Below are 22,339 nucleotides of genomic sequence, written 5' to 3'. Positions count from 1 at the left end.
CGCGGGGCCTTCTTCATGTGAAGGAGAACACCCATGACTGCCGATTCCCAGGGCAACGACCTCGAGGCCGTTGGCGTACCGATCACCGGTGTCGCCGCGTTCGCGCCGGTCGCGTCCGCGAACGTCATCGCGAAGGACGAGCTCGGCGCGAGCCCGCTCGTGCTCCCGGTCGCCGCGAAGCGCCTCGGCCTGTACAAGGTCGACGGCGGCCCGGCCCCGGCGCGCGAGACCGGCGACGCGATCGAGTTCTTCCAGAAGGGCTACACGCTCGCTGGTGAGGGCACCCGCTCCGTCGTCATCAATCTCGCCGAGCAGAACGCGAACGTGCAGGCGCTCATCGAGGGCGCGGAGCCGGATGAGAACGGTGTGATCGAGGTCTCCTCGTCGCTGCCGGACAACCGGTTCATCCTCTACGTCATCACCCGCTACCGCGGCGGCAAGGAGAAGCGCCAGGTCGGCGTCGCCTCCGTCACCGCGGTCGAGCCGGATCAGCAGACCCGCGGCGAGGTCGAGGGTGCTGCGGTGACGTTCACCTGGCAGGAGGACCCCCTCTTCAACGACGCCCCGTTCTGGTCGTGGGGTCCCGCCGTGCCGGGAACCACGCCCGAAGAGGGCTGACAGACCGGCTGACCGGGGTGTCGTCGGGTCACCCCGGTCAGCCAACCATCCACCCCATCCCGACACCCACCCGATAACCCGACAAGGAGAACGCCATGAGTGCGACCAAGACCACCACCGCCAAGACCGCGCCGAAGGCCACCGAGCCCGAGGTGCCCGCCTACGACTTCGACAGCTGGTCGGAGGAGGACGAGCAGAAGGCGATCCTCGCCGCCGTCCCCGAGGTGAAGTACATCCTCGTCGAGGACCGCTTCATCGGCCGCCTCTCCGACGGCTCGATCGTCGAGGTGCCGCTGAAGATGTCGCTCGATGAGGTCGACGAGCTGCAGTCCGATGGGGCAGCGCCGGTCGACCAGTTCAAGGCGATCCTGCGCAAGATCAGCGGTGACGACGCCGCGAACGACTTCGGCAAGCGCGACCTCGTCGAGGCCGCGATCCTCGCCGAGAAGTTCTTCCGCACCCTGCAGCGCGTTCAGCAGGCGGCCTTCCCGGAATGATCGCCGTCGCCCAGATCATCCGAGAGCACCGCGGCGTCGCCGCCCGCACCTTGCGGGCGTTCGGCGTCGGGATCTCGGACCTGGGCGACGGCCTGCTCTGGGGCGAGGCGAAGCTGCTCCTCGAAGGTGCAGCCGCCGACCCGTCGACCCTGCTCGGCGCGGAACTCGCGGGCTGGGCGTACCCGGCCTCGACGCTCGACCTGCTGACGCTGATCGCGTCGATCGGTGACAGCAAGGCGTCGAAGAAGCTGATGCCGTGGGCGCTCCCGCGGCAGAACAAGCAGACCGCGGATGCCGCGGAAATCGCAGAAGCTCAGGCCGCCCTCGACGACGGGCTGGTCTTCTCGTCCTGACCCGAGGGGGTGCTGATGTCCTCCGAGGTCGGTTCCGGTCACGTCAGCATTTTCCCGGTCATGACCGGGTTCAAGGCCCGCGTGGCGAAGGAGACGCAGTCGGCGGGAGCCGCCGGTGCGAAGACCTTCGAGGGCGGCTTCAAGACCGCCGGTGCTCGCGCCGGCCGCGCGCTCGGCAAGGACATGAAGGCGGCGCTGTCGTCTTCGGCGGCGAACCTCGGCGCGGCCGAGCTCCGCAAGCTCAACGGTGAAGTCGCCGCGGCATCTAACGCGCTCTCTCGTGCACGCCTCCGCCAGATGGACGAGGCCGGGAAGGTGCGCGTCGCCGAGGCGAAGCTGCAGGAAGCGATCGCGAAGTCCGGCGCGGAATCGTCGGCTGCGATCGCCGCCGACGAGCGCCTCGCTGCTGCCCGCCGCCGCCAGGCCGCGGCGACGGATGCCGTCACCGCGGCGTCGAATCGTCTGCAGGGCGCGCAGGCCGCGACCGCCGCGGCGACCGCGCTGATCGGCTCCTCGTCGGAGCGCGCACGTGGGGGACTGGTCGGCGTCGCCAACGCATTCCGTGACGGGTGGCGCAACGCCTCCGCCGCGCGCTCCGCGTTCACCGGCATCGCCGGGTCGATCGCGGGCATCATCCGCGCGACCGCCGACATCACCGGTCTCACCCGGCTGTCGCGGCTCGTCGCCGCGCAGGTGTCGCGCGCGTTCACCTCGATGGCGACGATGGTGCGCGGCGGTCTCGCCCGCGCCTGGTCGGCGTCGAAGTCGTGGCTCGGCTCGGTCGGCTCGACCGTCCGCGGCGCGTTCGCCCCGATGCTGCAGTACGTCGGCGCGATCGGCACCCGCCTCGCGTCCCCGTTCATCCGCCTCGGCTCCAAGGTCTCGACCTGGCTGAGCCCGGTGACCACGCAGGTGCGTGGCCTGTTCTCGAAGATCGGCACGGCCATCGGCCCCGCCGCGTCGAAGATGGCCGCCGCGTTCGGAACCGGCCTGTCGGGTATCGGCGGCCGCGTCGGCTCCGCGCTGTCGTCGGTCGTCTCGGCCGCGAACAGCGTCGGCTCGGCGGCGGGACGGGCGCTCGGCGCCGGAATTCAGTCCGCCGCCACCGGTGCCGCGACCGTCGCGGCCACCGCGATCGGCGTCGCCCTCGGCAAGGGCTTCGGTCGCCTCAACGCGATCGACACCGCTCAGGCGAAGCTGCGCGGCTTCGGCAAGGACGCGGGCGAGATCAAAGCGATCATGGCCGACGCGTCCGCGTCGGTGAAGGGCACCGCGTTCGGACTCGGCGAAGCCGCGACCGTCGCTGGTGCCGCCGTCGCCGCCGGGATCAAGCCCGGCGAGCAGCTGCAGAACCACCTCAAGTCCATCGCCAACAACGCCTCCGCGGCGGGCCTGTCGATGGAAGACATGGGGTCGATCTTCAACAAGGCCGCCACCCAGGCCAACGGCGTCCAGAACGACGTCATCGGGCAGCTCGCCGACAAGGGCATCCCGATCTACCAGGAGCTCGCGAAGGTCCTCGGCGTCACCGCCGGTGAAGTCTTCAACATGGCCTCGCGCGGCGAGGTCGACTTCGAGACGTTCTCGAAGGCCGCGACCGCCGCGGCGGGGACCGTTGCCGACGAGATGGGGAAGACCGTCCCCGGCGCGACGAAGAACTTCTTCGCCGCGATGGGCCGCATCGGCGCGAACGCGCTCGGCGGTCTCGAAGAGGGATCGTTCTACTCGAAGCTCGGCCCGCTGATCAACTCCGTCACGAAGGCCCTCGGCCCGCTCGAGACGAAGGCTGAGGCACTCGGACAGGCGTGGAACTCGTGGGTCGGTCCGATCATGGACCGCCTCACCGGGTTCTTCAACGGCATCGCTGACGGCAGCAGTAACGCGGTCAGCAAGCTGAAGGAGTTCTCGCCGATCCTCGCCCCGCTCGGGGGAGCGTTCGCCGCTCTCGGCGCGGGCGGGCTCGCCGGTCTGCTCTCCAAGCTCGGCCCACTCGGCGCCCTGCTGCCTGGTCTCGGCCGGGCGCTCGCGTTCCTCGGCGGGCCGCTGGGTATCGCGGCTGCCGCGTTCGGCGCGTTCGCCCTCGCTGGCGGCGACGTCGACGGGCTCGTGTCGGGCATCACCGGGATCGTCGATCAGATCGTCGCAGCGCTGCCGGGGATCGTCGACGCTGTCGTGACCGCGGTCCCGGCGATCGTCGACGGCATCCTCGGTGCGCTCCCGCAGCTCATCGACGCCGCGATCCAGATCGTCCAGGCGCTCGTGCAGGGTCTCGTCACGGCGGTGCCGCTGCTCGTCGAAGGTGCGCTCGGTCTGGTGACCGGGCTGGTCGACGCGCTCGTGTCGAACCTGCCCGCGATCATCGACGCCGCGATCCAGCTGGTGACCGCTCTCCTCGAGGGCATCATCACCGCGCTGCCGGTGCTGATCGACGGTGCCCTTCAGCTCGTCACCGGGCTGCTCGGCGCGATCGTGCAGAACCTGCCTCTGATCATCCAGGGCGGCATCAAGCTGCTCATGGCGCTGATCACCGGGATCGTCAACGCGCTGCCGATGCTGCTGCAGGCCGCCCTCGACCTCGTCATGGGGCTGCTGCAGGCGATCATCGACAACCTGCCGATGATCATCGAGGCCGGCATCCAGCTACTGATGTCGCTCATCACCGGGCTGATCGAGGCGCTCCCTCAACTCATCGTCGCGGCGATCGACCTCGTGTTGCAGCTCATCACCGGGCTGCTGCAGATGCTCCCGCAGCTGATCGAGGCTGGCATCACGATGGTCGTCTCGATCATCACCGGCCTCATCGAAGCGATCCCGCAGATCGTCGAGATGCTGCCGCAGATCATCGAAGCGATCTGGAACGGTCTCACCGAAGTCGACTGGCTCGACCTCGGCGTGCAGATCCTGCAGGGCATCATCGACGGCCTGCTGTCGATGATCGGCAACCTCGGCGACGCGATCGGCGACATCGCCTCCTCGGCGTGGGAGACGTTCACCGACTTCTGGGATATCCATTCCCCGTCTCGGCGAATGCACCGCGCCGGAGTGAACATCGTCGAGGGCTCGATCGATGGGGTCGACGAGAAGGCGGACACGTTCGCGACGTCGCTGGTCGACATGGCACGGAACGCGTCCTCGAAGGCGCAGAACGCGATGGAGACGGTCTCCGCGACCGTCGCCGCCACCGCCACCAGTACCGGCTCTGCGTCGGCCGCTGAGGGCGGGGGAGGCTCGTCAATTCAGCAGATCGTCAACGTCGCGCACCTCGACCCGGGTGAAGCCGTCGAGATGGCCGGTCAGCGGCTCGAATCGCTCACCCGGCGGGCGCGGGCATGACAGAAGGGGGTGGCCGAGTGCTGCAGATCCACATCGCGGGTCGGGAGATTCTCGGCCACCCCCGCGACATGTCCCGCCCGCGCGGACTGTTCGTCACCCGCAACGGCTTCCAGGGCTGGCAGGGGATCTCGAACACCCGGCGTGAGGCGCTCGCGCGCGCGGTCGAGCACGGTGAGCACGACGCTCCGGTCTACCTCGGCGCGCGCGTGATCACGATCGACGGGGTGATCCTCGAACGCTCCGAGCGTGAACTGACGCACGAGAGCGAGGCGCTCACCGGTCTCCTGTCGGGGCAGCGTGAGCAGATCACCATCGACCACCAGGGACTCACCCGGTGGGCGAACGGCCGCGTCGTGCTCGCCGTCGCAGAGTCCGGACGCCGGATCAAGCGCGGCGTGCACGCGGCCGTGTTCCAGGTGCAGCTCACGTGCGCGGACCCGCGTCGCTACGGCGAGGACCAGGCGTTCCCACCCGCGGGTACCGCGCGCGCCCCGTGGGTCAGTCACCGCGGCAACTTCCCCGCCTACCCAGTGATCGAGATCCCCGGCGCACCGTCGGACTACTCGATCACCTCACCTGGCGGCACCTTCACCGTCACCGGTGCGACCGCCGGGGGCACGCACACCGTAGACCTGCGCCGCGGCCGCGTGTTCCGCAACGGCGTCGAGATGCTCGACGTCGGGGTGGGGAACCTCTGGGCGATCCCACCCGGCGCTCGCTGGCAGCACTCGCTGTCCGTGCCCGGCGTGGTGCGCATCACCGACACCTACATCTAGGAGGCGCGCATGCCGCTCGAGCTGTGGGTGCACGACGCGACCACCGGCGCCGAGGTCGGGCAGGTGTTCCCTCTCGCCGATGGATGCCAGTGGTCGACGAACATCGCCGGCACGGGGGAGAGCACGTGGGTGCTTCGCACCGACGACGACGAACGCCCACTCGCCCGGGCCCGCATCTTGTCCCTGTTCCAGCCGAACGCACGCCTGATCGCGCTGCGGTGGGGCATGTCCGTCGTAGGGGCATGGAAGATCGAGAGCTGGGACTACGCCGACGACACGAAAGCGATCACCATCTCCGCCGTCGAGCTCGTGCGCTCCGAAGCCCGCTGGCGGATGACCTACCCGCTCGACAGCTACGGCGACCTCGGCACGCTCACCGTGACCGGACGCTCCTATCCGGGCGCGGTCCGCGCGATCCTCATCCGCTTCATGCAGTGGGCGCCTGAGTGGAACTACCCGATCGACCTGCCCGCCGACGGAACCGGGTCGTACACGCAGACGTGGGAGTTCTGGAAGAAGCTCACCATCGAAGACCTCCTCGTGCAGATCGAGGAGGAGGGCGTCGAGATCTTCTTCCGCCCGTACCTCACCGAGGGCCGGGTGCTGCGCTTCCAGACGCTCGTCGCACCGCGCGTCGTCAACGGCACCTCGTCGTTCCACCTGCAGGCCGAGGACTCACCCCTCAGCGGCGTGCACTACCGGATGTCCGGGGTCGAGCAGATCACCGGAGGGCAGGGGCTCGGCGAAGGCAACGGGCAAGACCAGCCCGTGCGGTACGCCGGAGGCCCACCGTTCACCATCCCGATCCGTGACGCGAAGCGCACCTTCTCCGACCTCACCGGCACCCGCCTACAGGTCGCGACGAACGCCTGGTTCGCGCGCGACTCGCAGCCGGTCACATCCTGGGTGGTCGAGAAGTTCACCACCTCGGACGCCTACTCGCCCATGCACGCGGTCTCCGGCCGCGGCTGGAACCTGCAGTCGAAGGGACACCCCGTGTTCCCCGACGGCATCCACCCGGTGCGCGTCGTCGCCGCATCCGGCACCTTCGGGCTCGAGATCACCACGGAGGTCGAAAGTGTCTAACCTCGCCGGACTCATCAACCGCCTCGTGCGCCGCATCGAACGCCTCGAGGCAGGCGCGAACCTCGAATCCAGCTCCATCACCAACGGCCGCATGCGATTCATCGGCGGCCTCCTGCGCGTCGACTCCGGCGGCCGCGTCGAGATCGTCGGCACCCTGCAGATCGACGGCACCACCGCCATCAACGGTTCCACCACCGTGAACGGGACGTTCAAGATCGAAGGCCCCTGGTCACTCAACGGCAACGGCGAGATCGCCGGAAATGTCACCGTCACCGGGAAGCTCACCCAGAACGGGCAGTGGGAGTTCATCGGGGCCGGAAAGATCAGCGGCAACGTTGAGGTCACCGGTGACTTCTCGGTCGTCGGCGGCGGCCGTATCCGCGCCGGTCAGATCGTGCTGAACCCGTCGACGAACGGTGGTCGAATCGAGATCGGAGCTCACACGATCTACGTGTCGGGCGATGTCCTGAGCATCAACCACTCCGCTGGGCATCAGGTGGTTCTGAACAACGGCGGCGTCAACCTGATTGGCGGTGGGAAGATCCTCGGTCTCGGCTCGACCGGATTCCGGATCGTCGGGCTACCGAAGGTGACCAAGGCGGGGATTCCCTCGGGCTGCGTCTACAAGGGTAGCGATGGATTCCTCTACGAGGGCTAGAGGGTCTTGCCGTTGATCTCTGGACAGAAGTAGAGGATTCCCGCACTGGCGATAGCCGCGCTGTCGAGGAAGCTCCCCTGAACACGCTCTTCGCCTTCGATCACGGATACGTCGTTAAAGGGCTGCTGAGAGATAAGCGCGTCGCACGCCTCATGACCCGCCGCGATGAGCTGCTCATCTGATGCATCCGGGATCGTGGTCGCCGACCCCAGCCCAGCAAGCCGATCGCGCGCTTCCGCCAGGAACTGCGCATCCGTGTCGCTCGGAGGCGACTGAGCGACCAGAGGCTCAGGGCGCTCAGGGGACTCGGACTCGGCCTCGGACTCAGCGGTGCTGCTTTGCGTGCGGGACTGCGTGCTGGTGCTCTCGCCCGACGAGGACGGCGCGTCGTCTCCGCATGCGCTGAGCGTCATGGCGAGCAGCAGGGCAGCGGCGAGGGCTACGGCTTTGGTCGGGTTCTTCACGTTTCTGAGGGTATCCGCCTCGGTGTCGTCTCAACAAGCAAGGAGGCCGTGATGGTCGATGTCAGGGGCACTCTCACGGACTTCGGTCTGCAGACGCTCGCCGCGAAGGATCCGCGGGTGATCTTCACCGCGTCGAGTGCGGGAACGCTGGGGCGGCGGTTGTTCTCTTCGGACCCGATCAGCGTGATCCCCGCGGCGGATGGGTCGTTCACCGTGGACCTGCAGCCGACCGACGGGATCGTGCCGGAGGTCTGGTACGAGGTGTCGATCGAGCACCTGAACGCGTCGGGGAAGTTCACCCACTACGACGTCCTCGGGTACAAGCTCTTCGTCCCGTTCGTGGGCGGAGATATCGGCGACATGCCGGATGCGCCGCTGTCCCCGCAGACGGTGCTCGTCTCGCTGGCACCGCCGCCGGCGGGATACGTCGGCTGGTACCTCAACGCGCCCGGCCCGGGGGAAGACCCGGGCGACCCCAACGATCCGGCCTCTTCTGGCACCGGCATCCTCGAGATTGTGAGCTGACATGGCGACCCGTGTACCCATCGCGAACCTGAAGGGCCCGCAGGGCATCCGTGGCGAGCGGGGCTTCCCCGGACTCAACGCCGTCCCGACCGACGAGGCCATCGCCGAACTGCTCGGTGCGCCGGACTCCTTCACCGGCGGATCGCTGCGCAACGTGCTTCCGTCGATCACCGGCTCGGTGAACGCCGCCGACTTCGGCGTCGTCGGCGACGGCGTCGCGAACGACACGGCCGCGCTGAACGCCGCGATCGCTGCGACCCCGACCGGTGGGCGTCTCATCATCCCGGCGGGCACCTACAAGCTGACGCAGCCGCTCATCGACACCGGCCGCTCGATGCAGGTCGAAGCGTACGGGGCGACGTTCATCCAGTCCGCCGCAGTTCCCGCCGTGCGCTTCGCCGGACAGTGGGAGGCATCCAAGGCCGTCACCGGCGCGGTGGAGGGCACGACGACCGGCTCCGGTGGCCTGCTCCCGACGCTGACGATCTCGTTCGCCGGGACCGTCCCGTGGACGCGCGGCGACCTCGTGAAGCTCTGGGGCGACGACGTGATCCCCGGATCCTCCGCCGACATCACCCCGGCGCCGGCATCCTCGTTCCGCGTCGGCCAGTTCTTCACCGTCGCCTCCGTCTCGGCCGGATCCGCCGTCCTGCTCGGCAAGATGCGCGACCCGATGACTCTCGGGCTGCGCGTGGCGCGCATGTCGTCCCACGTGATCTCCTGGCGCGGCGGCACGTTCATCGGCGCTGCGGCATCCCCGACGGGCATGTTCGTGTTCCAGGCGCTGCGCGCACCGTCGGTGCAGGACGTGACGATCCAGAACGCGACCGGGCAGGCGTTCAGCATGGCCGCCTGCTACGGATACCTCGTCGACTCCTGCACCGTCGACTGGGCGCTGGACGACTCCGGCGCTGGCGCGTACGGGTACGGCGTGGACGACAACACGTCCGAATTCGGGCTCGTCCGCGGGTGCCGGTTCCACCAGCCCCGCCACGGCTACTCGTCGACCGGTTCGACGGCGACGGTCGGGCAGGACGCGCCGATGCCGCACGGACGCACCTACGGGGCGCGCATCGTCGACACCGTCGTGATCGCTTCGTCGTCTGCCGCGTTCGACACGCACGCGACCGGGCAGGGCATCGTCTTCCAGAACTGCGAAGCGACGGATGCGCCGATCGGCTACCAGCTGCGCGGCAACCGCAACCGCGTCATCGACTGCACCGTCCGCAACGCCGAACGCGGCGTGCGGATGGCGTCGGATGCGAACGCCGGACAGTCCTGGGGGCACACGATCGACGGCCTCTACGCCGACAACATCAGCATGGTCGTCGTCGAGTACGTCACCCGCCACGGCTCCACGCACCCCGACTTCGGGGTCCGTGACCAGCGACCGTCGTTCGTGTCGAACATCGTCGCCCGCGAGGTCTACGGGCGCGCGTTCACCCTGCTGAACACGACCCTGAACGCCGCCGACGTCGACATCGACTTCTCCGGCCCGATGGACAACGTGCGTGCTCTCGCCCGCGTCCAGGACGCATGGCTGCGGTGCACGGGCGAGGTGCGCTTCGAGCTCCTCAACGGCGTCACCGCCGCACCCGGCGGATCCGCGTTCTGGGTCACCGGTGCCGGGTCGCTGCTCGAGACGACACGGCTGCGCATCACGGGCGCGTCGAACATGGCGAACCGCCTCTCGAAGGTCATCGCCACCGACGGCACACCCACGCTGCGCATCGACGACCTGCTGATCGACTACTTCCCGTCGACCGGGACGATCAACGACCCGACCACCGCATCCTCCTGGGTGCACTACCGGGCCGCGGTCGGCATCGGCGGGACGACGTCGTTCTTCTTCCCGCTGACGGTCGCCACGAACCGCGACACGCTGACGAACATCGTCGCGCGCACGTTCGAGGACGTGGTGCTGCAGTTCACCCTCGCCGGCGCGCAGACGCTCGAGCAGCTCCCCGTCGCTCGCCTCGGGCAGAAGCTCATCATCAGCAACATCGGAGCGGGGACGCTGACCATCAACCACGGTGCGACCCCCCGCACCGCGCTGAACGGCAACACGGCCAAGGCACTCGCGACAGGTCAGGCGATCTGCCTGATCTTCGACGGCGTGTGGCGTCAGGTCACCTTCATCTGATCGGCGGTGGCCGCGGGCATCCTCGCGGCCACCGCCTCATCGAAAGGACACACCCGTGAAGCTCCCCATGCCGTTCGGCAACCCCTACACCTACGCCGGCCACGGCGGCATCGACTACGCCCACCCGTCCGGAACGCCGATCCTCGCGATCGCCGACGGCACGATCACCTTCTCCGGATGGTGGAACGACCGCGCCGGGTTCACGCGGACACTCACTCTCGCGAACGGCCTGCAGATCATGCACTGCCACCTCGAGAACCTCGGCGGCCCTCACGTCGGAACCCGCGTGCGCGCGGGCGAGGTCATCGCGTACATCGGATGGACCGGACACGTCGTGCCCGCGAACGAACGCGGGTCGCACCTGCATCAGGAGATCTGGTGGCACGGCGTGAAGCAGGCCGGAAGCGACTACTGGAAGTGGATCGACCGAGACCGCGTCATCAGCGCGGGCACAGCAGCAGGCGGAGCCTCCGCCGGAGAGGAAGACGACATGTTCACCGACGACGACCGCCGCATGCTGATCGAAGCGCACGAGGCAGCGATCTGGAACAAGCAGCGCACGGGTGGCAAGCTCGGCCAGCCCACGATCACCGAACTGCTGCGCATGGTGCTTCGCGCTCTTAGCGCGATCGGTGGGGGTATCGACTGGGTGAAGGCTCGTGTGGCCGGTTCGACGAAGACTTCGCCGACGATCACCGACGAGCTGCGCGGACTCCGCGACTCCGACGACGCCTGACGGGTGCGGCAGTGGAACTGATCGCGACGCTCGGGGGCTGGGGCGTCGCGATCCTCCTCGCGGTCGTCGCCCTCCTCCCGAAGAAGGGTTCGCTGGAGCACCAGATGATCGACCAGCAGCAGGAGCGCATCGAGACGCTCGAGGGCCGCCTCGACCGCCTCGAACCCGACCTATCCCGGGAGCGACTCAAGAACGTCGCGTGGGAGCGCCGCGAGGGCGACCTCATGAGCGGCGTCGAACGCGGCGTCTACCCGCCCTGGCCCCCGCGCACCGGCATCCTCTCGGAAGGAAACCAATGACCGACACCGAAAGCCTCATCGAGGCATCCGTCCGCGAGCGCCGCCGGCAGGGATTCATCTTCACAATCGCCCTGCTCGTCGTCGGCGTCTTTCTCAGCGTTGGCTGGCTCAGCGCCTGGAACGGCCGCGAAGCATGGCACGAACAGGCGATGACGTGGCAAGACCGCTACGTCGAGCTCTACGACGAGTACACCGCCACGACCGGCGAAGAACCGGACGCCCCGGAACCGGGAGTCGTCGCCGAGCAAGGACCACAGGGCGAGCCCGGATCCCCCGGTGCGCCCGGCCCGGTCGGACCCGCCGGCCCCTCCGGCGCACCCGGACCAGCCGGCGCGCCCGGTAAGAACGGCGACAAGGGCGACCCCGGCGAGACGGGGGAACCGGGCGCATCCGGCCAGCCGGGACCATCCGGCCAGTCCGGCGGACAAGGCTCCGCGGGACCAGCAGGACCGCAAGGCGCGAAGGGCGACCCGGGTACTCCCGGAACGCCCGGGGCAATCGGCCCGCAGGGGCCAGCGGGCGCACCCGGGCCGACATGCCCCGACGGGTACACCGCCGAGACGCGGTGGATCTCCGTCTCCGATTCCGAGCTCGGGATCTTCTACCCACAGCAGGCGACCGTCTGCATCCCCACCCCCACCGGAGGTACACCATGAGCAAGATCTGGTTCCCACTGCAGCGCGTCATCCGCACGGCCGCGGCCGTCCTCGTCGCTGGCTCCGCCATCCTCGCGACGGTCGTCGTGATCGCGCCGCAGGTCGTCGAGGCGGTCGCCGACGTTCTGCCCGGCCCGGTAGTCGCATGGCTGCTCGGCGCGATCGCGACGCTCGCCGCGATCAGCGCGGCGATCTCCCGCGTAATGGCGATCCCCGCCGTCGACGCCTGGCTCCGGAAGATCGGCGCCGGATCCACACCGGCAAGGTTCTACGTCGCGCAGATCAACGGCAACGCGACCCCGCTGACCCGCCGCCAGTACCGCGCCATGCTCGACGGCGCAGACACCGGCACCGACGACACCGCGAAGCTCCGCGCCGCGATCTCTGAACACAACGATCGCATCGGACTCTGAACGCAGAAGACCCCCACCTAGCCTCCGGGCTGGGTGGGGGTCTTTCTGCGTCCGGGGAGCGATCGTCGGAGTTCCTCTGGCATACTCGCCGTATGGTCAACGACAACCCGCAGATCCAGGTGCAGACCGTGTGGCAGATCAATCCGATGAACGTGCCGGCGCCGATCAACCAGATTCTGCTCCAAGAGGGCCCGACAACGAAGAACGGAAAGTCGGGGGAGTACTTTCTTTCGCTCGGCCACGTCACGCCGCCGGCGTTCGTCCCGGAGCCGGACGGAACGCTTCCGCCCGAGGCTGTCAACGGGCTGGTGCTGCCTATCGCTGCTGTCGGGACGTTCTCGCTGACGTTCGAGCGCCTCGTCGAGTTCCGGGAACTGATCGACGCCTTCGTGGATCAGGCCAAGCAGCAGCCATGAGCTCCGGCACGGTGAAGGTCAAGGTCGCCGTCGCGGCCGCGACCATCTTCCTCGCGCCCGTGTCAGCGCACTCGGTCCCGCGACCGGACGTGCCTCACTATCGCGAGAACACAGGTGACGGTGCTATATTCACGTACCGACCGAAAGTGATCGCGTATTCGAACTCATCGATCCCGCTGACGGCATCCACACAGCACGACGCAGCTGCCGCACCTCTGGGGGTGGAATTCATGAAGACCGTCAACGACCTCCGCGAGCTCAGCGACGGTTGGCTGGGGGAGAGTTCCCTCGCGCCCACCTTGGTGGCCATCGACGAACTCGTCGCCGCCCACAGCGCCATCGATGCGGAGGCCAGGATCTCGCCCGCAGCAGACGGATCGATCGTCGTCGAATGGGAGTCTCACGACCGCGAGTACCTGGTGTCGATCGAGCGCGACAACTCCATCGTCTTCGTCGAGGAAGATCAGTCTGGTGCTCTCATCAGCGAGAAGCACGTCCCGTATAGCTCAGTCGAGCTGCAGCAGCTGCTGAGCGCGGGTAGCGCGAAGTGACGGCGGGAACCGAGCTGACGGAGCCCCGCACGCTGCTCTATCGACAGGTGCCTCTGATCCATCTCCCGGGCGGAAAGGTCTCGAGCGCCGCATTCGTGCCCGGGCCTAACCATCAGTCGCTGCTGTCGACTCGCCACGAGACGGTGGGAGCGGAGCGTGCCCATCTAGAGTTCATCGCCGCGAAGAACAGTTCGGAAGGCAGCTGGGCTGTGACCGTCGGCGAGGTGCGAACGAACGGCATCTGCGACGACGTCGCGCCGTACCTCGACGAGTTCCTCAACGGGGCACCTGAAGGTCACGTGTCCATCGACTTCAATCCCTCGCCGAGCACCAGCGCCACAAAGCGCATCGCGAAGCATCTATCGCGGCGAGCTCAAGCGCGTGGGCGGCTTCACCCGCCGGCGGTCGAAGAGCCCGGGGAGCCGGAAGCAGCCGAAGCTTAGGCCTCGTCGGCGAGCTGCACGGCGTTGCCCCATACCCAGCAGCGGAAGGTCTGGTCGTCTGAACGGCTACGTCGCGGGCCGCGGGCCGCGGGGCGCCGGGTGAGCGACGTCGCGTCGACCGTATACCGATCTACTCCTTCGGCGCTGCCCCGGCCCATTCGCGGATCTCTTGCTCCATCGATGCAATGGCCGCCCCGTGGAGTTGGTACGAGGGGTCGACGGGGGTTCCACCGATAGTGCAGTACGTGAGCCAGCCCTCGAAGTCACCTCCCACGGGCACGAGGATGAACCAGGGGTGGTCGGATTCCACGGATTCGATGGTGGCTTCGGCGGTGAGGAACTCGGGGGCGTCGGGGAAGTTGGTTTCGGTCTTCTCGATGCAGAGCTCGATGAGTTCTTCTGACGTGAAGGCCGCGTCGGGCGTCGCCTCTGACGTGGACGCGGGTCGCGGTGATTCCGTGGACCTCGCAGACTCGCGCGGTGATTCCGTAGGGCTTGGTGTCGGGCTAATCTCTTCGGCAGCGCATCCCGTGAGCGCAACGAGCAAGACGGTGACTGCTGCGCCGAGCGCGTACCTCAGACCCGACGTTGACGTCCTTCTGGGCGCGTTCGCAGACAGGGGGTTGCTGTTCGTCGGGATCACTCTTGCAACGTAGCAGTTCGAGTCCGTCTCGCCGCCGCACTGTCTGCGGCCGTTGCGGTTTTCTTCGGAGGGGCGATCCCTCAGCTCTGACAGCGTCACACGTCGGGGATCGGCTGTACGGCATTACCCCACACCCAGCAGCGGAAGGTCTGGTCGCCGGCGCGGAACTCGATTCCTGCGGCGAGGGGAGTGGAGCGCATCACCTTCGCGTCGACGCGCACGGCCTCAGGTCCGAACCGCACCCACGCGCGCACCGAGGCGGGCCGCGGGTAGATCGTGACGGGCTGTTCACGGATGTCGAGCTCGCGCTCGGTGAGCGTCTGCAGCGGGCCGCGTTTCGCGGCGGAGAGGATGACGTCGTGCTGTGAGCGCATGTCGCGGTACGCGGAGAGCGTGGCCCCAGGGTTCCCCATAGCCGGCAGTTTCCTTCCTCCGGCCGAGAGGATTCGATTCTATGTCGAGCCCCGGACACATCACTGATGTAGGTCGCTACCCCTCGAGGGGTAGCGACCGTTAGACTCACAAGATGTCCTCCACTGCAGCTTTCGAACTTGGTCAGGTGACTCTGCGGCGCCTGACTGTTGGATCCGATGGATTCACCGACTACGAACGCTCTCGCATCGAGGAATCTTTCATGCAGGATCCGGGCGAACCCGCGAAGTCACACCTTGCGTCCTGGCGCGCTAGTAAGCGTGCCGCTTAATTGGCGGGAAGCTTCGCACTCTGACCGCGAGCATCTCCAACGATTCGTTTGCACCGACCCGCCGAAGGCTAGCCGCGACCCAGTAACACATCAGCCAAAGCATCCACAGCCCTGGCAGATGCGAGTGCAGACAGGCTTACGAGGTCTGCGACCTCCGCTGAAGACGCACCGCCTGATAGTCGGATACGACTCCGGTGGCCTCGCAGCGGTGGGCATGTACGAACCTCGTCATGAAGAAGAAGCGTTTTACATCAGGGCTGTTGCCCGGGCGCAACGTGTCTCCCAGAACCATGTTGCTGACGAATTGCTTGCTTTCGTGATCAACAGGATCACTCTCGAGCGTGAGTATGTCGAAGATGGGTATCGCGACATCTTCTGCCAGATCCATGAAAAGAACTCAGCGAGCAAGAAGCTATTTCAACGTGCTGGCTTCGAATCCATTGGTCTCCACGAAGAGTCTGGTCTAGAAACATGGGCGATCCATCTCGGCGACGATCGGATCGAACTGGTAGATGAGGACGTAGTGGATGCCGCAATCGTCGATGATGGTGAAGGCTAGGCCCTATCCATCGTCGATTCGGTGCGCACATTGTGCGTTTGGGGCTCGTGGGGTGCCGATGTCGTGCAGACTGGGCGCATGGGTGAGGATCTGGATCGCGCGCTCGATCGCCTGAGCGTGGCGGAGGCCGAGCGCGACGCCGCGCAGGATCGGGTCGCCGAAGCGGCGCGTGCGGTCGCGGGGGCGATCACTGGCCGTTCGGCCGGGGGTGCAGCCGATCGAGATCTCGCGCGAGTCCTGTACTGGGACTATCCCGATGTCCCGGTGCCGGTGGTCGGCGCGCTGCTCGGTGTCGCGACGAACCGCGTCGCCGGGGTCGTTGGTGGACGGGTGGTGGAGCGGCCGTGCGTGAACGGGTGCGGGAGGATGGCGACGTGGACGATGCGCTCTCGGAATGAGAGTACGAGCGGGTCGACGGAGTGCTCGACCTGCGCGGAGGAGCGTGGCGATCGGGGGCTTCCGCGTGGATGGGCGATGCGCCCGGCGGGGAGTTGAGGCACGATTGCCCTGTAACATGATGTTGCACTCTGGTGTCACGTCGTGTTACACTTCTTGTGTCGGGCAAGGCGCCCGGCAGGAGGGAGGAACCGATGGAAATCATCGGCATCCTCACCGCTCTGATCAACATGATCACTGCGGTAATCCTCTGGCAGACAGCGAAACGGAACCGACGCCGCGACTGACAGAGGAAGGCCCCGAGGTAAACCAAGTACCTCGGGGCCGACTCCCTCCACCATACCGAAAGGGGACCGAGATGGAACTGCTCATCGGCACCATCAGCATCGCCGCGCTCGCGCTCAGCATCGCTGCGCTCATCGTCGCGATCCGAGGTGCACGCCGTGGCCGCTGACCCCGCCGAGCGCATCCGCGAGGCCGTCAAGCAGCTCGAGACGTGGCGCACCGAGCGCGACGAAGCGATCCGCGCGGCGGCCGCCGGCGACCCGCGCATGAGCCCAACCGAGATCGCGCGCGCCTCCGGGCTCTCGCGCATGCAGGTGTACCGCATCCTCGAGGCTGCCCGATGAGACTTAGCGTTGATCTGGAGCCCCTAGTCGACGCGATCGCCGTCAGGGTCGCGGCGATGGTAGGGGCTCCGGACACTGCAAATCCAGAGGGGGCGGTCGCCCCTGTGCTCCTCAGATCCGGCGAAGCGGCCCGCATGCTCGGGATCGCGGAGCAAACACTGCGCAATTGGAGAAGCCGGGGCGAAGGTCCGCAAGCGGTTTCTCGGGGTGCACTCATCCGGTACCGCCCGGAAGATGTACGCGAGTGGGCGGCGAGGGAGTTCCGTTGAGTGCTGAGTTCATTGCTCGCAACGAGCCCTCGGATGCTGCATGGCGTCGTGCGGGAGACATCGCCGCGCGAATACTCGAGAACCTCGCGCGACGTGACTCCGAGCGTGCGGACAGGGAGAGCCGTTCGGGTGGCGCAGATCCCGACTAACGTCTCATATTCGTCTCACATGGCGAAGTTCGCGAGTGTATATCAGTGTCTGCCGGTGTCGGCGGTGAAAGGGCGAAAGTACCTGATGGAGCAGCATTAAATAGGGTCACTGTCCGCAAGTGTCTAAGTGTGTCATACCCCCGTTTCTCGACAAGGGGTCGCAGGTTCAAATCCTGTCAGCCCGACCAGATAGAAGCCCCGGAGAACCGCTGAACGACGCGGAGCTCCGGGGCTTTTTCGTGCCCGGCGGCTCGTCCGCCTCCTGCTGACGAGCCGCCGAACATCCCGCGTCTAGTTGGACTCGCAGGCGATTCCGTCCTTGTCACGGTCGAGCCCGAACACATCCCCGTACCACGGGTAGTACTTGTCGAAATCTGCTTGGGCGGCCGCCTGCGAAGGGTAGTCAGAGCAGTTCTTGTCGAAGTTCGGCTTCGGCGGCGCGGTCGGCTTGGGGGGAGTGGTCGGCTTCGGAGGCGTTCCCCTCATCTCCGGGCGGGGTGAACCCAGCGCCTTGTACTCAGCGGCCGTGAGCGCCTTCGAAACCGTCGGGCCGGAGTAGTAGATCGTGCCGCTGCCGTAGTTCTGCCAGACCTTGTCGTTCGGGAAGCGCGTGCGCACGACCGGCGTCGGGCTTCCCTCCGCCTTCCAGCGCGCCGCGCTCACGGGGCGAGCCCAACCCCTGTGCGTAATCGGTCAGGAAGCCGATGCTGGAGTTCCAGGAGAGCTTGACGAAGGCCTGGTTCGCGCGCTTCTCGAAGGCCGGCTTTCCGGCTGCCACCCACTCCGGGCCGGTCAGCGCATGCTTGGTTCCGCCCACATCCTGGACGAAGATCTGCGAGGATCCAGCCCACTGATAGTAGGTCGACCCTTCGATCCACCCGGCGTTGCGCGGCTTCGGGTTGCCCGCCTTCTTCCACTCGGCTGCGCTCACGTGCTTCCAGATCCAGCGCGACCTGTCGGTGCCGAAGATCGTGACGGCGCTGATGGTGGGCGACCACGCGTACTTGACATAGCTGGTCGGTGCCGGTCGAGGAGTGGGAGTGCCCGCCGTCTTCCACTGCGCGGAGGTGAGGGCGGTGATGGATGTGCCTGTGACCGCCCAGATCGTCCCGTCGTACTTCGTGATGTAGTAATCGGTCGGCGATGCCGGTGTGGCAGGGCGGTCGTCCGGAAGCGCCGGAACGACGGCCGTCTGCGGCCCGCATCCGGCAAGCACGTTCTGCACCGCGGTCACCATACGCAGCGACCGCGCATCGCCGATGTCGTGCGGATCAGGCGTCGATGCGCGGACGCCTTCGCAGCAGAAGCGCGGTCGCTCCGAGAACCAGCAGCACGCCGGCCAACGGCCCGGCACCGAGATCGAGTCCGCTTTCGGCGAGCTCTGGTGAAACCGGCGCCTGAGGTGCTCCGACGACCGGTCCTGCCGGCGGTGCGGCGACGACCGCGGGCGCGATCGTGATCTCATACGCGACCACGACATCGGGCGAGGTCCCGTTGCTCACCACGACTGTGAAGGGGAAGGTGTCGGGTGCGGTCGGCGTTCCGATGATGACGCCGGTGATCCCATCGAGCGCGAGTCCGGGAGGCAGGGAGCCCTCGGCGATCGCGTATGTCGGAGCCGGGGTACCGGTGGCGGTGATCGTGTGCGTGTAGTCCACATCGGTCTCGCCGTTCGCCGGTGCGCCGGAGGTGACCTCGGGGCTTGTGCTCACCGTGCCGGGAGCAGAGCAGCCACTCGGAGCGACGATGACGTTGTCATCGAGTGTCACGGCTCCGGTGCGGGCCAGCAACCTGCCCTCGACGGTCGCGGCGGTCTGCGCCGTGACGGAGACGTCTGCCATGACGGTGCCGATGAACTGAGCTGCCGAGCCGATCGTGGCGGACGACCCCACCTGCCAGAACACGTTGCAGGCGCTCGCACCGCCCGTCAGGATGATGGTCGCGCCGGTCCCGATCGTGAGAGTGGATGCGGCCTGGAAGACCCAGACGGACTCTGCCGTACCCTCGAGCGTGAGTGCACCCGAAAGCGAGAGCTCGCCACCCGCGTAGACGCCAGGGGTGAGCGCGGCCCCTGCGAGATCGCCCAGCCCGGACACGGTCGGCGTCAGGCCGGCTGCGACATCGTATGCCGTCGTCAGATCGACCTGCGCCTGGGCGGCGACGGCGTCGGTCTGGTGCACAGTGCCGTTCACGGTTCCCGGAGGGAAGCCGGTGATCGAGGTCTCGGGGCTGAGTCCGAGATCGCCGTCGAGCACCGAGGGTCCGGTGTTGGTGACCGCCGCGGCTGCCAGCACGGCGAACGGGGTTGCGGTACCGAGGTCGATCGGGCCGTCGATCGTCGTGTCGGCGGATGCCGCATTCGGGGAGGAGACGAGAAGGACGGCGGCGACGGCCGCCGCGAGGATGATGGCGGGTCTACGCGAGGGGAACATGACGTTCCTTCCGTTCAGGAGGGCTCGTCATCGACGGGGGTCAACAGGTCGGCACCTCCCGCCTGTCTATCACCGATATATCAATGCTCCCGATCCGGGCGGAACTGACCACTCAATCGTGACCTGGGCGCTCCCGCGCTCACGGACTCAGCATCCCCATTCCTCCCGCTTCTAGACTGGGCAGCACGGCGCCCGTGCCGAGGAGGACCGGATGGACCACGAATCACTTTCCGACGCCAAGCCCTGGCTGAATGCCTACGCCGAGGGCGTGCCGCACGAGATCGACGAGGTGACTCAGATCCTCCCCGAGATGCTCCGGCAGAGCGCCAAGAAGCACGCGAAGCGTACGGCGCTCGAGTTCTTCGGCGCGCGCACCAGCTACGCCGATCTTGACGAGCGGGTCAGGCGCGCGGCCGCCGGTCTCCGGAGCCTCGGCGTGCGAAAGGGAGACCGGGTCGCTCTCGTTCTCCCGAACTGCCCTCAGCACGTCGTCGCCTTCTACGCGGCGCTGCGACTCGGCGCGATCGTCGTCGAGCACAACCCGCTCTACACGCCGCGCGAGCTGCGCCATCAGTTCGAGGATCACGGTGCGACGTTCGCCATCGTGTGGAACAAGGTCGCCGACACCGTTGCGGCGTTCCCGTCCGACGTGCGCCCGGCGCACATCCTCACCGTCGATCTGACGCGGGCGATGCCGGCCGCGCAACGCCTGGCGCTGCGTCTGCCGGTCCCACGGGCGCGCGACGCGCGCGCGGCTCTGACCGCCAAAGCACCGCGGGGTCGCGGCATCCGCGACTGGGAGAGCATCGAGCGCTCCCGGCCGCTGCCGCGGCGCGCACCCGGCCCCGAACTCGACGACATCGCCCTGCTGCAGTACACGAGCGGAACCACCGGCGAGCCCAAGGGCGCGATGCTCACCCATCGCAACCTCCGCGCGAACGCGATGCAGGGTCGTGCCTGGCTGCCCGGCCTCCGTGAGGGCGAGGAGACGGTCTACGGCGTGCTGCCGCTGTTCCATGCCTACGGGATGACGCTCTGCCTGACGTTCGCGATGGGCATCGGAGCCAAGCTCGTGCTGTTCCCCACGTTCGACGTCGGCCTCGTCTCGACGGCCGTGCGCAAGTCTCCGCCCACGTTCCTCCCCGCAGTGCCGCCGATCTACGACCGTCTGACGCGCGCGGCATCCCGCGACGGCCTCGATCTCTCGACCGTGCGATTCGCCATCTCGGGGGCGATGAGCCTGCCTGTGTCGACGGTCGCACGCTGGGAGGAAGTCACCGGCGGACTCCTCGTGGAGGGCTACGGGATGACCGAGACCTCGCCCGTCGCCCTCGGCAACCCCGTCGGCCCGTCGCGGCGTCCCGGAACCGTCGGAGTCCCGTTCCCGAGCACGACCATCCGGGTGGTCGATCCCGACGATCCGCAGATCGACGTGGCAGCCGGCGATCCGGGCGAGTTGCTCATCCACGGGCCGCAGGTGTTCTCGGGCTATTGGGGGCGCCCGGAGGAGACGGCCGAGACCCTCCTGCCGGGAGGCTGGGTGCGCACCGGAGACATCGTCACCGTGTCGGAGGACGGCTTCGTGACGGTGGTCGATCGCCGTAAAGAGCTCATCATCACTGGAGGATTCAACGTCTCGCCCAGCGAGGTGGAGGAGGCGCTGCGGTCGCACCCGGACGTGGAGGATGCCGCGGTCGTGGCTCTCCCGCGCGGCGATGGTGCCGAGATGGTGGCGGCCGCGGTCGTGCTGCACGCCTCGGCGGCGATCGAGATGGAGGCGCTCCGGGACTACTGCCGCACCCGCCTCGCGGCCTACAAGGTTCCGCGACGGATCGTGCCGATGGACGATCTGCCCCGGTCGCTGATCGGGAAGGTTCTCCGGAAGGACGTCCGTCAGCGGATGCTCCAGGAGGAGATCTAGCGCGACGGGGGATGAGCCCTCTCGAGTCGTCTGCCCCACGCAGGTCTTCTCGAGAGGGCTTCACCGTCCTCCCGGACGGTGGGGAGGCGGCGATGAAAACTCGCTGCTCTCTCTTGGGGCTGATTCCCCAGTCCTCAGCCCCTGTAGCCCCCGCTACGCATATCAGAATATCCCGAAATTGTCTTGTCCGCCATTTGGGGGACAAACTTTTTTGAAAGTCGTGATTTTCCGGGGTCCCTACCGCCTCGAGCGGATGCTTCCTAAGGTGGAGTCATGGACAGATCGATCGTGTTTCCGGGGCAGATCGCCATCGCGCAGGGCCACCGCGTCGAGGTGACCGAGCAGCTCGATCCGCTCAGTGGCGAGACGCTCGCGATCGCCGTTCGCGATCTCGAGACGAACATCCGCTATTGGCTCGTCGAAGAGGCTGCCGGCGTCGATGAGGTGCGTTGGCTGGGCAGGGTGCTGGATTGCACGATCGGCGTGTCGTCGACCGGCTCGCGCACGGAGCTGCGTCTGGATGTCCGCGGACCGGGTCCGGTCGGCGCGAAGGTCGCGCTGCGCGAGGCGGATGCCGCAGCCGACGCCGCCAAAGCCGAAGCCGACCGCTGGGGCGGATCCGATCGCCCGCCGCCCGTCGAGGAGTCCGAGCGCTTCTGGTAAGTGGACGA

28 protein-coding genes are annotated in these 22,339 nt (G+C 67.5%); 22 read left to right on the top strand and 6 right to left on the bottom strand.

Annotated features, from left to right (window positions below; all coding sequences use genetic code 11):
• Positions 1-33 precede the first annotated feature (33 nt).
• The 7 genes from KV396_RS00250 (at position 34) to KV396_RS00220 (ending at position 7,321) form a co-directional block, all read left to right on the top strand.
• Positions 34-618 (top strand): hypothetical protein, encoded by a 585-nt coding sequence (locus KV396_RS00250; RefSeq protein WP_247956455.1) that lies wholly within the window; start codon positions 34-36, stop codon positions 616-618.
• A 95-nt stretch (positions 619-713) separates the two neighbouring features.
• Positions 714-1,115, top strand: a complete 402-nt coding sequence (locus KV396_RS00245; RefSeq protein WP_247956454.1) for a hypothetical protein — start codon at positions 714-716, stop codon at positions 1,113-1,115.
• A complete protein-coding gene (locus tag KV396_RS00240; RefSeq protein ID WP_247956453.1) occupies positions 1,112-1,468 on the top strand; it encodes a hypothetical protein in 357 nt (118 codons plus the stop codon). The genes KV396_RS00245 and KV396_RS00240 overlap by 4 nt, the downstream gene beginning before the upstream one ends.
• A gap of 15 nt (positions 1,469-1,483) precedes the next feature.
• A complete protein-coding gene (locus KV396_RS00235) occupies positions 1,484-4,801 on the top strand; it encodes a phage tail protein (RefSeq protein ID WP_247956452.1) in 3,318 nt (1,105 codons plus the stop codon).
• A gap of 68 nt (positions 4,802-4,869) precedes the next feature.
• On the top strand, positions 4,870-5,577 hold the full coding sequence (locus KV396_RS00230) for a phage tail family protein (RefSeq protein ID WP_247956451.1): 708 nt from the start codon (positions 4,870-4,872) through the stop codon (positions 5,575-5,577).
• A 9-nt stretch (positions 5,578-5,586) separates the two neighbouring features.
• Positions 5,587-6,663 (top strand): hypothetical protein, encoded by a 1,077-nt coding sequence (locus KV396_RS00225; RefSeq protein WP_247956450.1) that lies wholly within the window; start codon positions 5,587-5,589, stop codon positions 6,661-6,663.
• A complete protein-coding gene (locus KV396_RS00220) occupies positions 6,656-7,321 on the top strand; it encodes a hypothetical protein (RefSeq protein ID WP_247956449.1) in 666 nt (221 codons plus the stop codon). The genes KV396_RS00225 and KV396_RS00220 overlap by 8 nt, the downstream gene beginning before the upstream one ends.
• Here KV396_RS00220 and KV396_RS00215 read toward each other — a convergent pair.
• The gene (locus KV396_RS00215; RefSeq protein ID WP_247956448.1) at positions 7,318-7,785 is read right to left on the bottom strand and encodes a DUF732 domain-containing protein; all 468 of its coding nucleotides are present in this window, start codon (positions 7,783-7,785) and stop codon (positions 7,318-7,320) included. The genes KV396_RS00220 and KV396_RS00215 overlap by 4 nt on opposite strands.
• A 51-nt stretch (positions 7,786-7,836) precedes the next feature.
• Here KV396_RS00215 and KV396_RS00210 point away from each other — a divergent pair, with 51 nt between their 5' ends.
• The 9 genes from KV396_RS00210 (at position 7,837) to KV396_RS00170 (ending at position 13,967) form a co-directional block, all read left to right on the top strand.
• A complete protein-coding gene (locus KV396_RS00210; protein ID WP_247956447.1) occupies positions 7,837-8,310 on the top strand; it encodes a hypothetical protein in 474 nt (157 codons plus the stop codon).
• 1 nt (position 8,311) lies between these two features.
• Complete coding sequence (locus tag KV396_RS00205; RefSeq protein WP_247956446.1) at positions 8,312-10,453, top strand: glycoside hydrolase family 55 protein; 2,142 nt, start codon at positions 8,312-8,314, stop codon at positions 10,451-10,453.
• Between the two features lie 55 nt (positions 10,454-10,508).
• Positions 10,509-11,189, top strand: coding sequence for a M23 family metallopeptidase (locus tag KV396_RS00200; protein ID WP_247956445.1), 681 nt, complete (start codon positions 10,509-10,511; stop codon positions 11,187-11,189).
• A gap of 11 nt (positions 11,190-11,200) precedes the next feature.
• Positions 11,201-11,488, top strand: a complete 288-nt coding sequence (locus tag KV396_RS00195; RefSeq protein ID WP_247956444.1) for a hypothetical protein — start codon at positions 11,201-11,203, stop codon at positions 11,486-11,488.
• Complete coding sequence (locus KV396_RS00190) at positions 11,485-12,144, top strand: collagen-like protein (RefSeq protein ID WP_247956443.1); 660 nt, start codon at positions 11,485-11,487, stop codon at positions 12,142-12,144. The genes KV396_RS00195 and KV396_RS00190 overlap by 4 nt, the downstream gene beginning before the upstream one ends.
• Positions 12,141-12,557 carry a hypothetical protein gene (locus KV396_RS00185; RefSeq protein ID WP_247956442.1) on the top strand — a complete coding sequence of 139 codons (417 nt, stop codon included), beginning with the start codon at positions 12,141-12,143 and terminating at the stop codon, positions 12,555-12,557. The genes KV396_RS00190 and KV396_RS00185 overlap by 4 nt, the downstream gene beginning before the upstream one ends.
• Positions 12,558-12,649: 92 nt before the next feature.
• Complete coding sequence (locus KV396_RS00180; protein WP_247956441.1) at positions 12,650-12,973, top strand: hypothetical protein; 324 nt, start codon at positions 12,650-12,652, stop codon at positions 12,971-12,973.
• Positions 12,970-13,524, top strand: coding sequence for a hypothetical protein (locus KV396_RS00175; protein WP_247956440.1), 555 nt, complete (start codon positions 12,970-12,972; stop codon positions 13,522-13,524). The genes KV396_RS00180 and KV396_RS00175 overlap by 4 nt, the downstream gene beginning before the upstream one ends.
• Positions 13,521-13,967 carry a hypothetical protein gene (locus KV396_RS00170; RefSeq protein WP_247956439.1) on the top strand — a complete coding sequence of 149 codons (447 nt, stop codon included), beginning with the start codon at positions 13,521-13,523 and terminating at the stop codon, positions 13,965-13,967. The genes KV396_RS00175 and KV396_RS00170 overlap by 4 nt, the downstream gene beginning before the upstream one ends.
• A gap of 130 nt (positions 13,968-14,097) precedes the next feature.
• Here the strand turns inward: KV396_RS00170 and KV396_RS00165 are convergent, their stop codons facing one another.
• Together KV396_RS00165 and KV396_RS00160 are read right to left on the bottom strand one after the other, a co-directional pair.
• On the bottom strand, positions 14,098-14,709 hold the full coding sequence (locus KV396_RS00165) for a hypothetical protein (protein WP_247956438.1): 612 nt from the start codon (positions 14,707-14,709) through the stop codon (positions 14,098-14,100).
• The gene (locus tag KV396_RS00160) at positions 14,706-15,023 is read right to left on the bottom strand and encodes a hypothetical protein (protein ID WP_247956437.1); all 318 of its coding nucleotides are present in this window, start codon (positions 15,021-15,023) and stop codon (positions 14,706-14,708) included. The genes KV396_RS00165 and KV396_RS00160 overlap by 4 nt, the downstream gene beginning before the upstream one ends.
• A 498-nt stretch (positions 15,024-15,521) precedes the next feature.
• Here KV396_RS00160 and KV396_RS00155 point away from each other — a divergent pair, with 498 nt between their 5' ends.
• The 4 genes from KV396_RS00155 (at position 15,522) to KV396_RS16775 (ending at position 17,166) form a co-directional block, all read left to right on the top strand.
• Positions 15,522-15,872, top strand: coding sequence for a GNAT family N-acetyltransferase (locus tag KV396_RS00155; protein WP_247956436.1), 351 nt, complete (start codon positions 15,522-15,524; stop codon positions 15,870-15,872).
• 78 nt (positions 15,873-15,950) lie between these two features.
• Positions 15,951-16,367, top strand: a complete 417-nt coding sequence (locus KV396_RS00150; RefSeq protein WP_247956435.1) for a hypothetical protein — start codon at positions 15,951-15,953, stop codon at positions 16,365-16,367.
• Between the two features lie 344 nt (positions 16,368-16,711).
• Complete coding sequence (locus KV396_RS00145; RefSeq protein ID WP_247956434.1) at positions 16,712-16,897, top strand: helix-turn-helix domain-containing protein; 186 nt, start codon at positions 16,712-16,714, stop codon at positions 16,895-16,897.
• Positions 16,894-17,166, top strand: coding sequence for a helix-turn-helix domain-containing protein (locus KV396_RS16775; RefSeq protein WP_323131832.1), 273 nt, complete (start codon positions 16,894-16,896; stop codon positions 17,164-17,166). Before KV396_RS00145 ends, KV396_RS16775 begins: the two co-directional genes overlap by 4 nt.
• A 440-nt stretch (positions 17,167-17,606) precedes the next feature.
• Here KV396_RS16775 and KV396_RS00135 read toward each other — a convergent pair whose 3' ends face one another.
• Genes KV396_RS00135 through KV396_RS00125 form a run of 3 tightly spaced genes read right to left on the bottom strand, consistent with a single transcriptional unit; the run spans position 17,607 to position 19,747 of the window.
• A complete protein-coding gene (locus tag KV396_RS00135; protein WP_247957613.1) occupies positions 17,607-17,801 on the bottom strand; it encodes an excalibur calcium-binding domain-containing protein in 195 nt (64 codons plus the stop codon).
• Between the two features lie 31 nt (positions 17,802-17,832).
• Positions 17,833-18,540, bottom strand: a complete 708-nt coding sequence (locus KV396_RS00130; RefSeq protein ID WP_247956432.1) for a hypothetical protein — start codon at positions 18,538-18,540, stop codon at positions 17,833-17,835.
• A 46-nt stretch (positions 18,541-18,586) separates the two neighbouring features.
• Complete coding sequence (locus KV396_RS00125) at positions 18,587-19,747, bottom strand: ice-binding family protein (RefSeq protein WP_247956431.1); 1,161 nt, start codon at positions 19,745-19,747, stop codon at positions 18,587-18,589.
• A 211-nt stretch (positions 19,748-19,958) separates the two neighbouring features.
• Between KV396_RS00125 and KV396_RS00120 the strand changes: the two genes are divergently transcribed.
• Both KV396_RS00120 and KV396_RS00115 read left to right on the top strand, forming a co-directional pair.
• Positions 19,959-21,668, top strand: a complete 1,710-nt coding sequence (locus KV396_RS00120) for a long-chain-fatty-acid--CoA ligase (RefSeq protein ID WP_247956430.1) — start codon at positions 19,959-19,961, stop codon at positions 21,666-21,668.
• 273 nt (positions 21,669-21,941) lie between these two features.
• A complete protein-coding gene (locus tag KV396_RS00115; RefSeq protein ID WP_247631926.1) occupies positions 21,942-22,331 on the top strand; it encodes a hypothetical protein in 390 nt (129 codons plus the stop codon).
• Positions 22,332-22,339: the final 8 nt, after the last annotated feature.

This window comes from Microbacterium galbinum (genome assembly GCF_023101185.1).
Taxonomy (GTDB): domain Bacteria; phylum Actinomycetota; class Actinomycetes; order Actinomycetales; family Microbacteriaceae; genus Microbacterium; species Microbacterium galbinum.
This window is presented reverse-complemented; position numbering and strand designations above follow the sequence as displayed.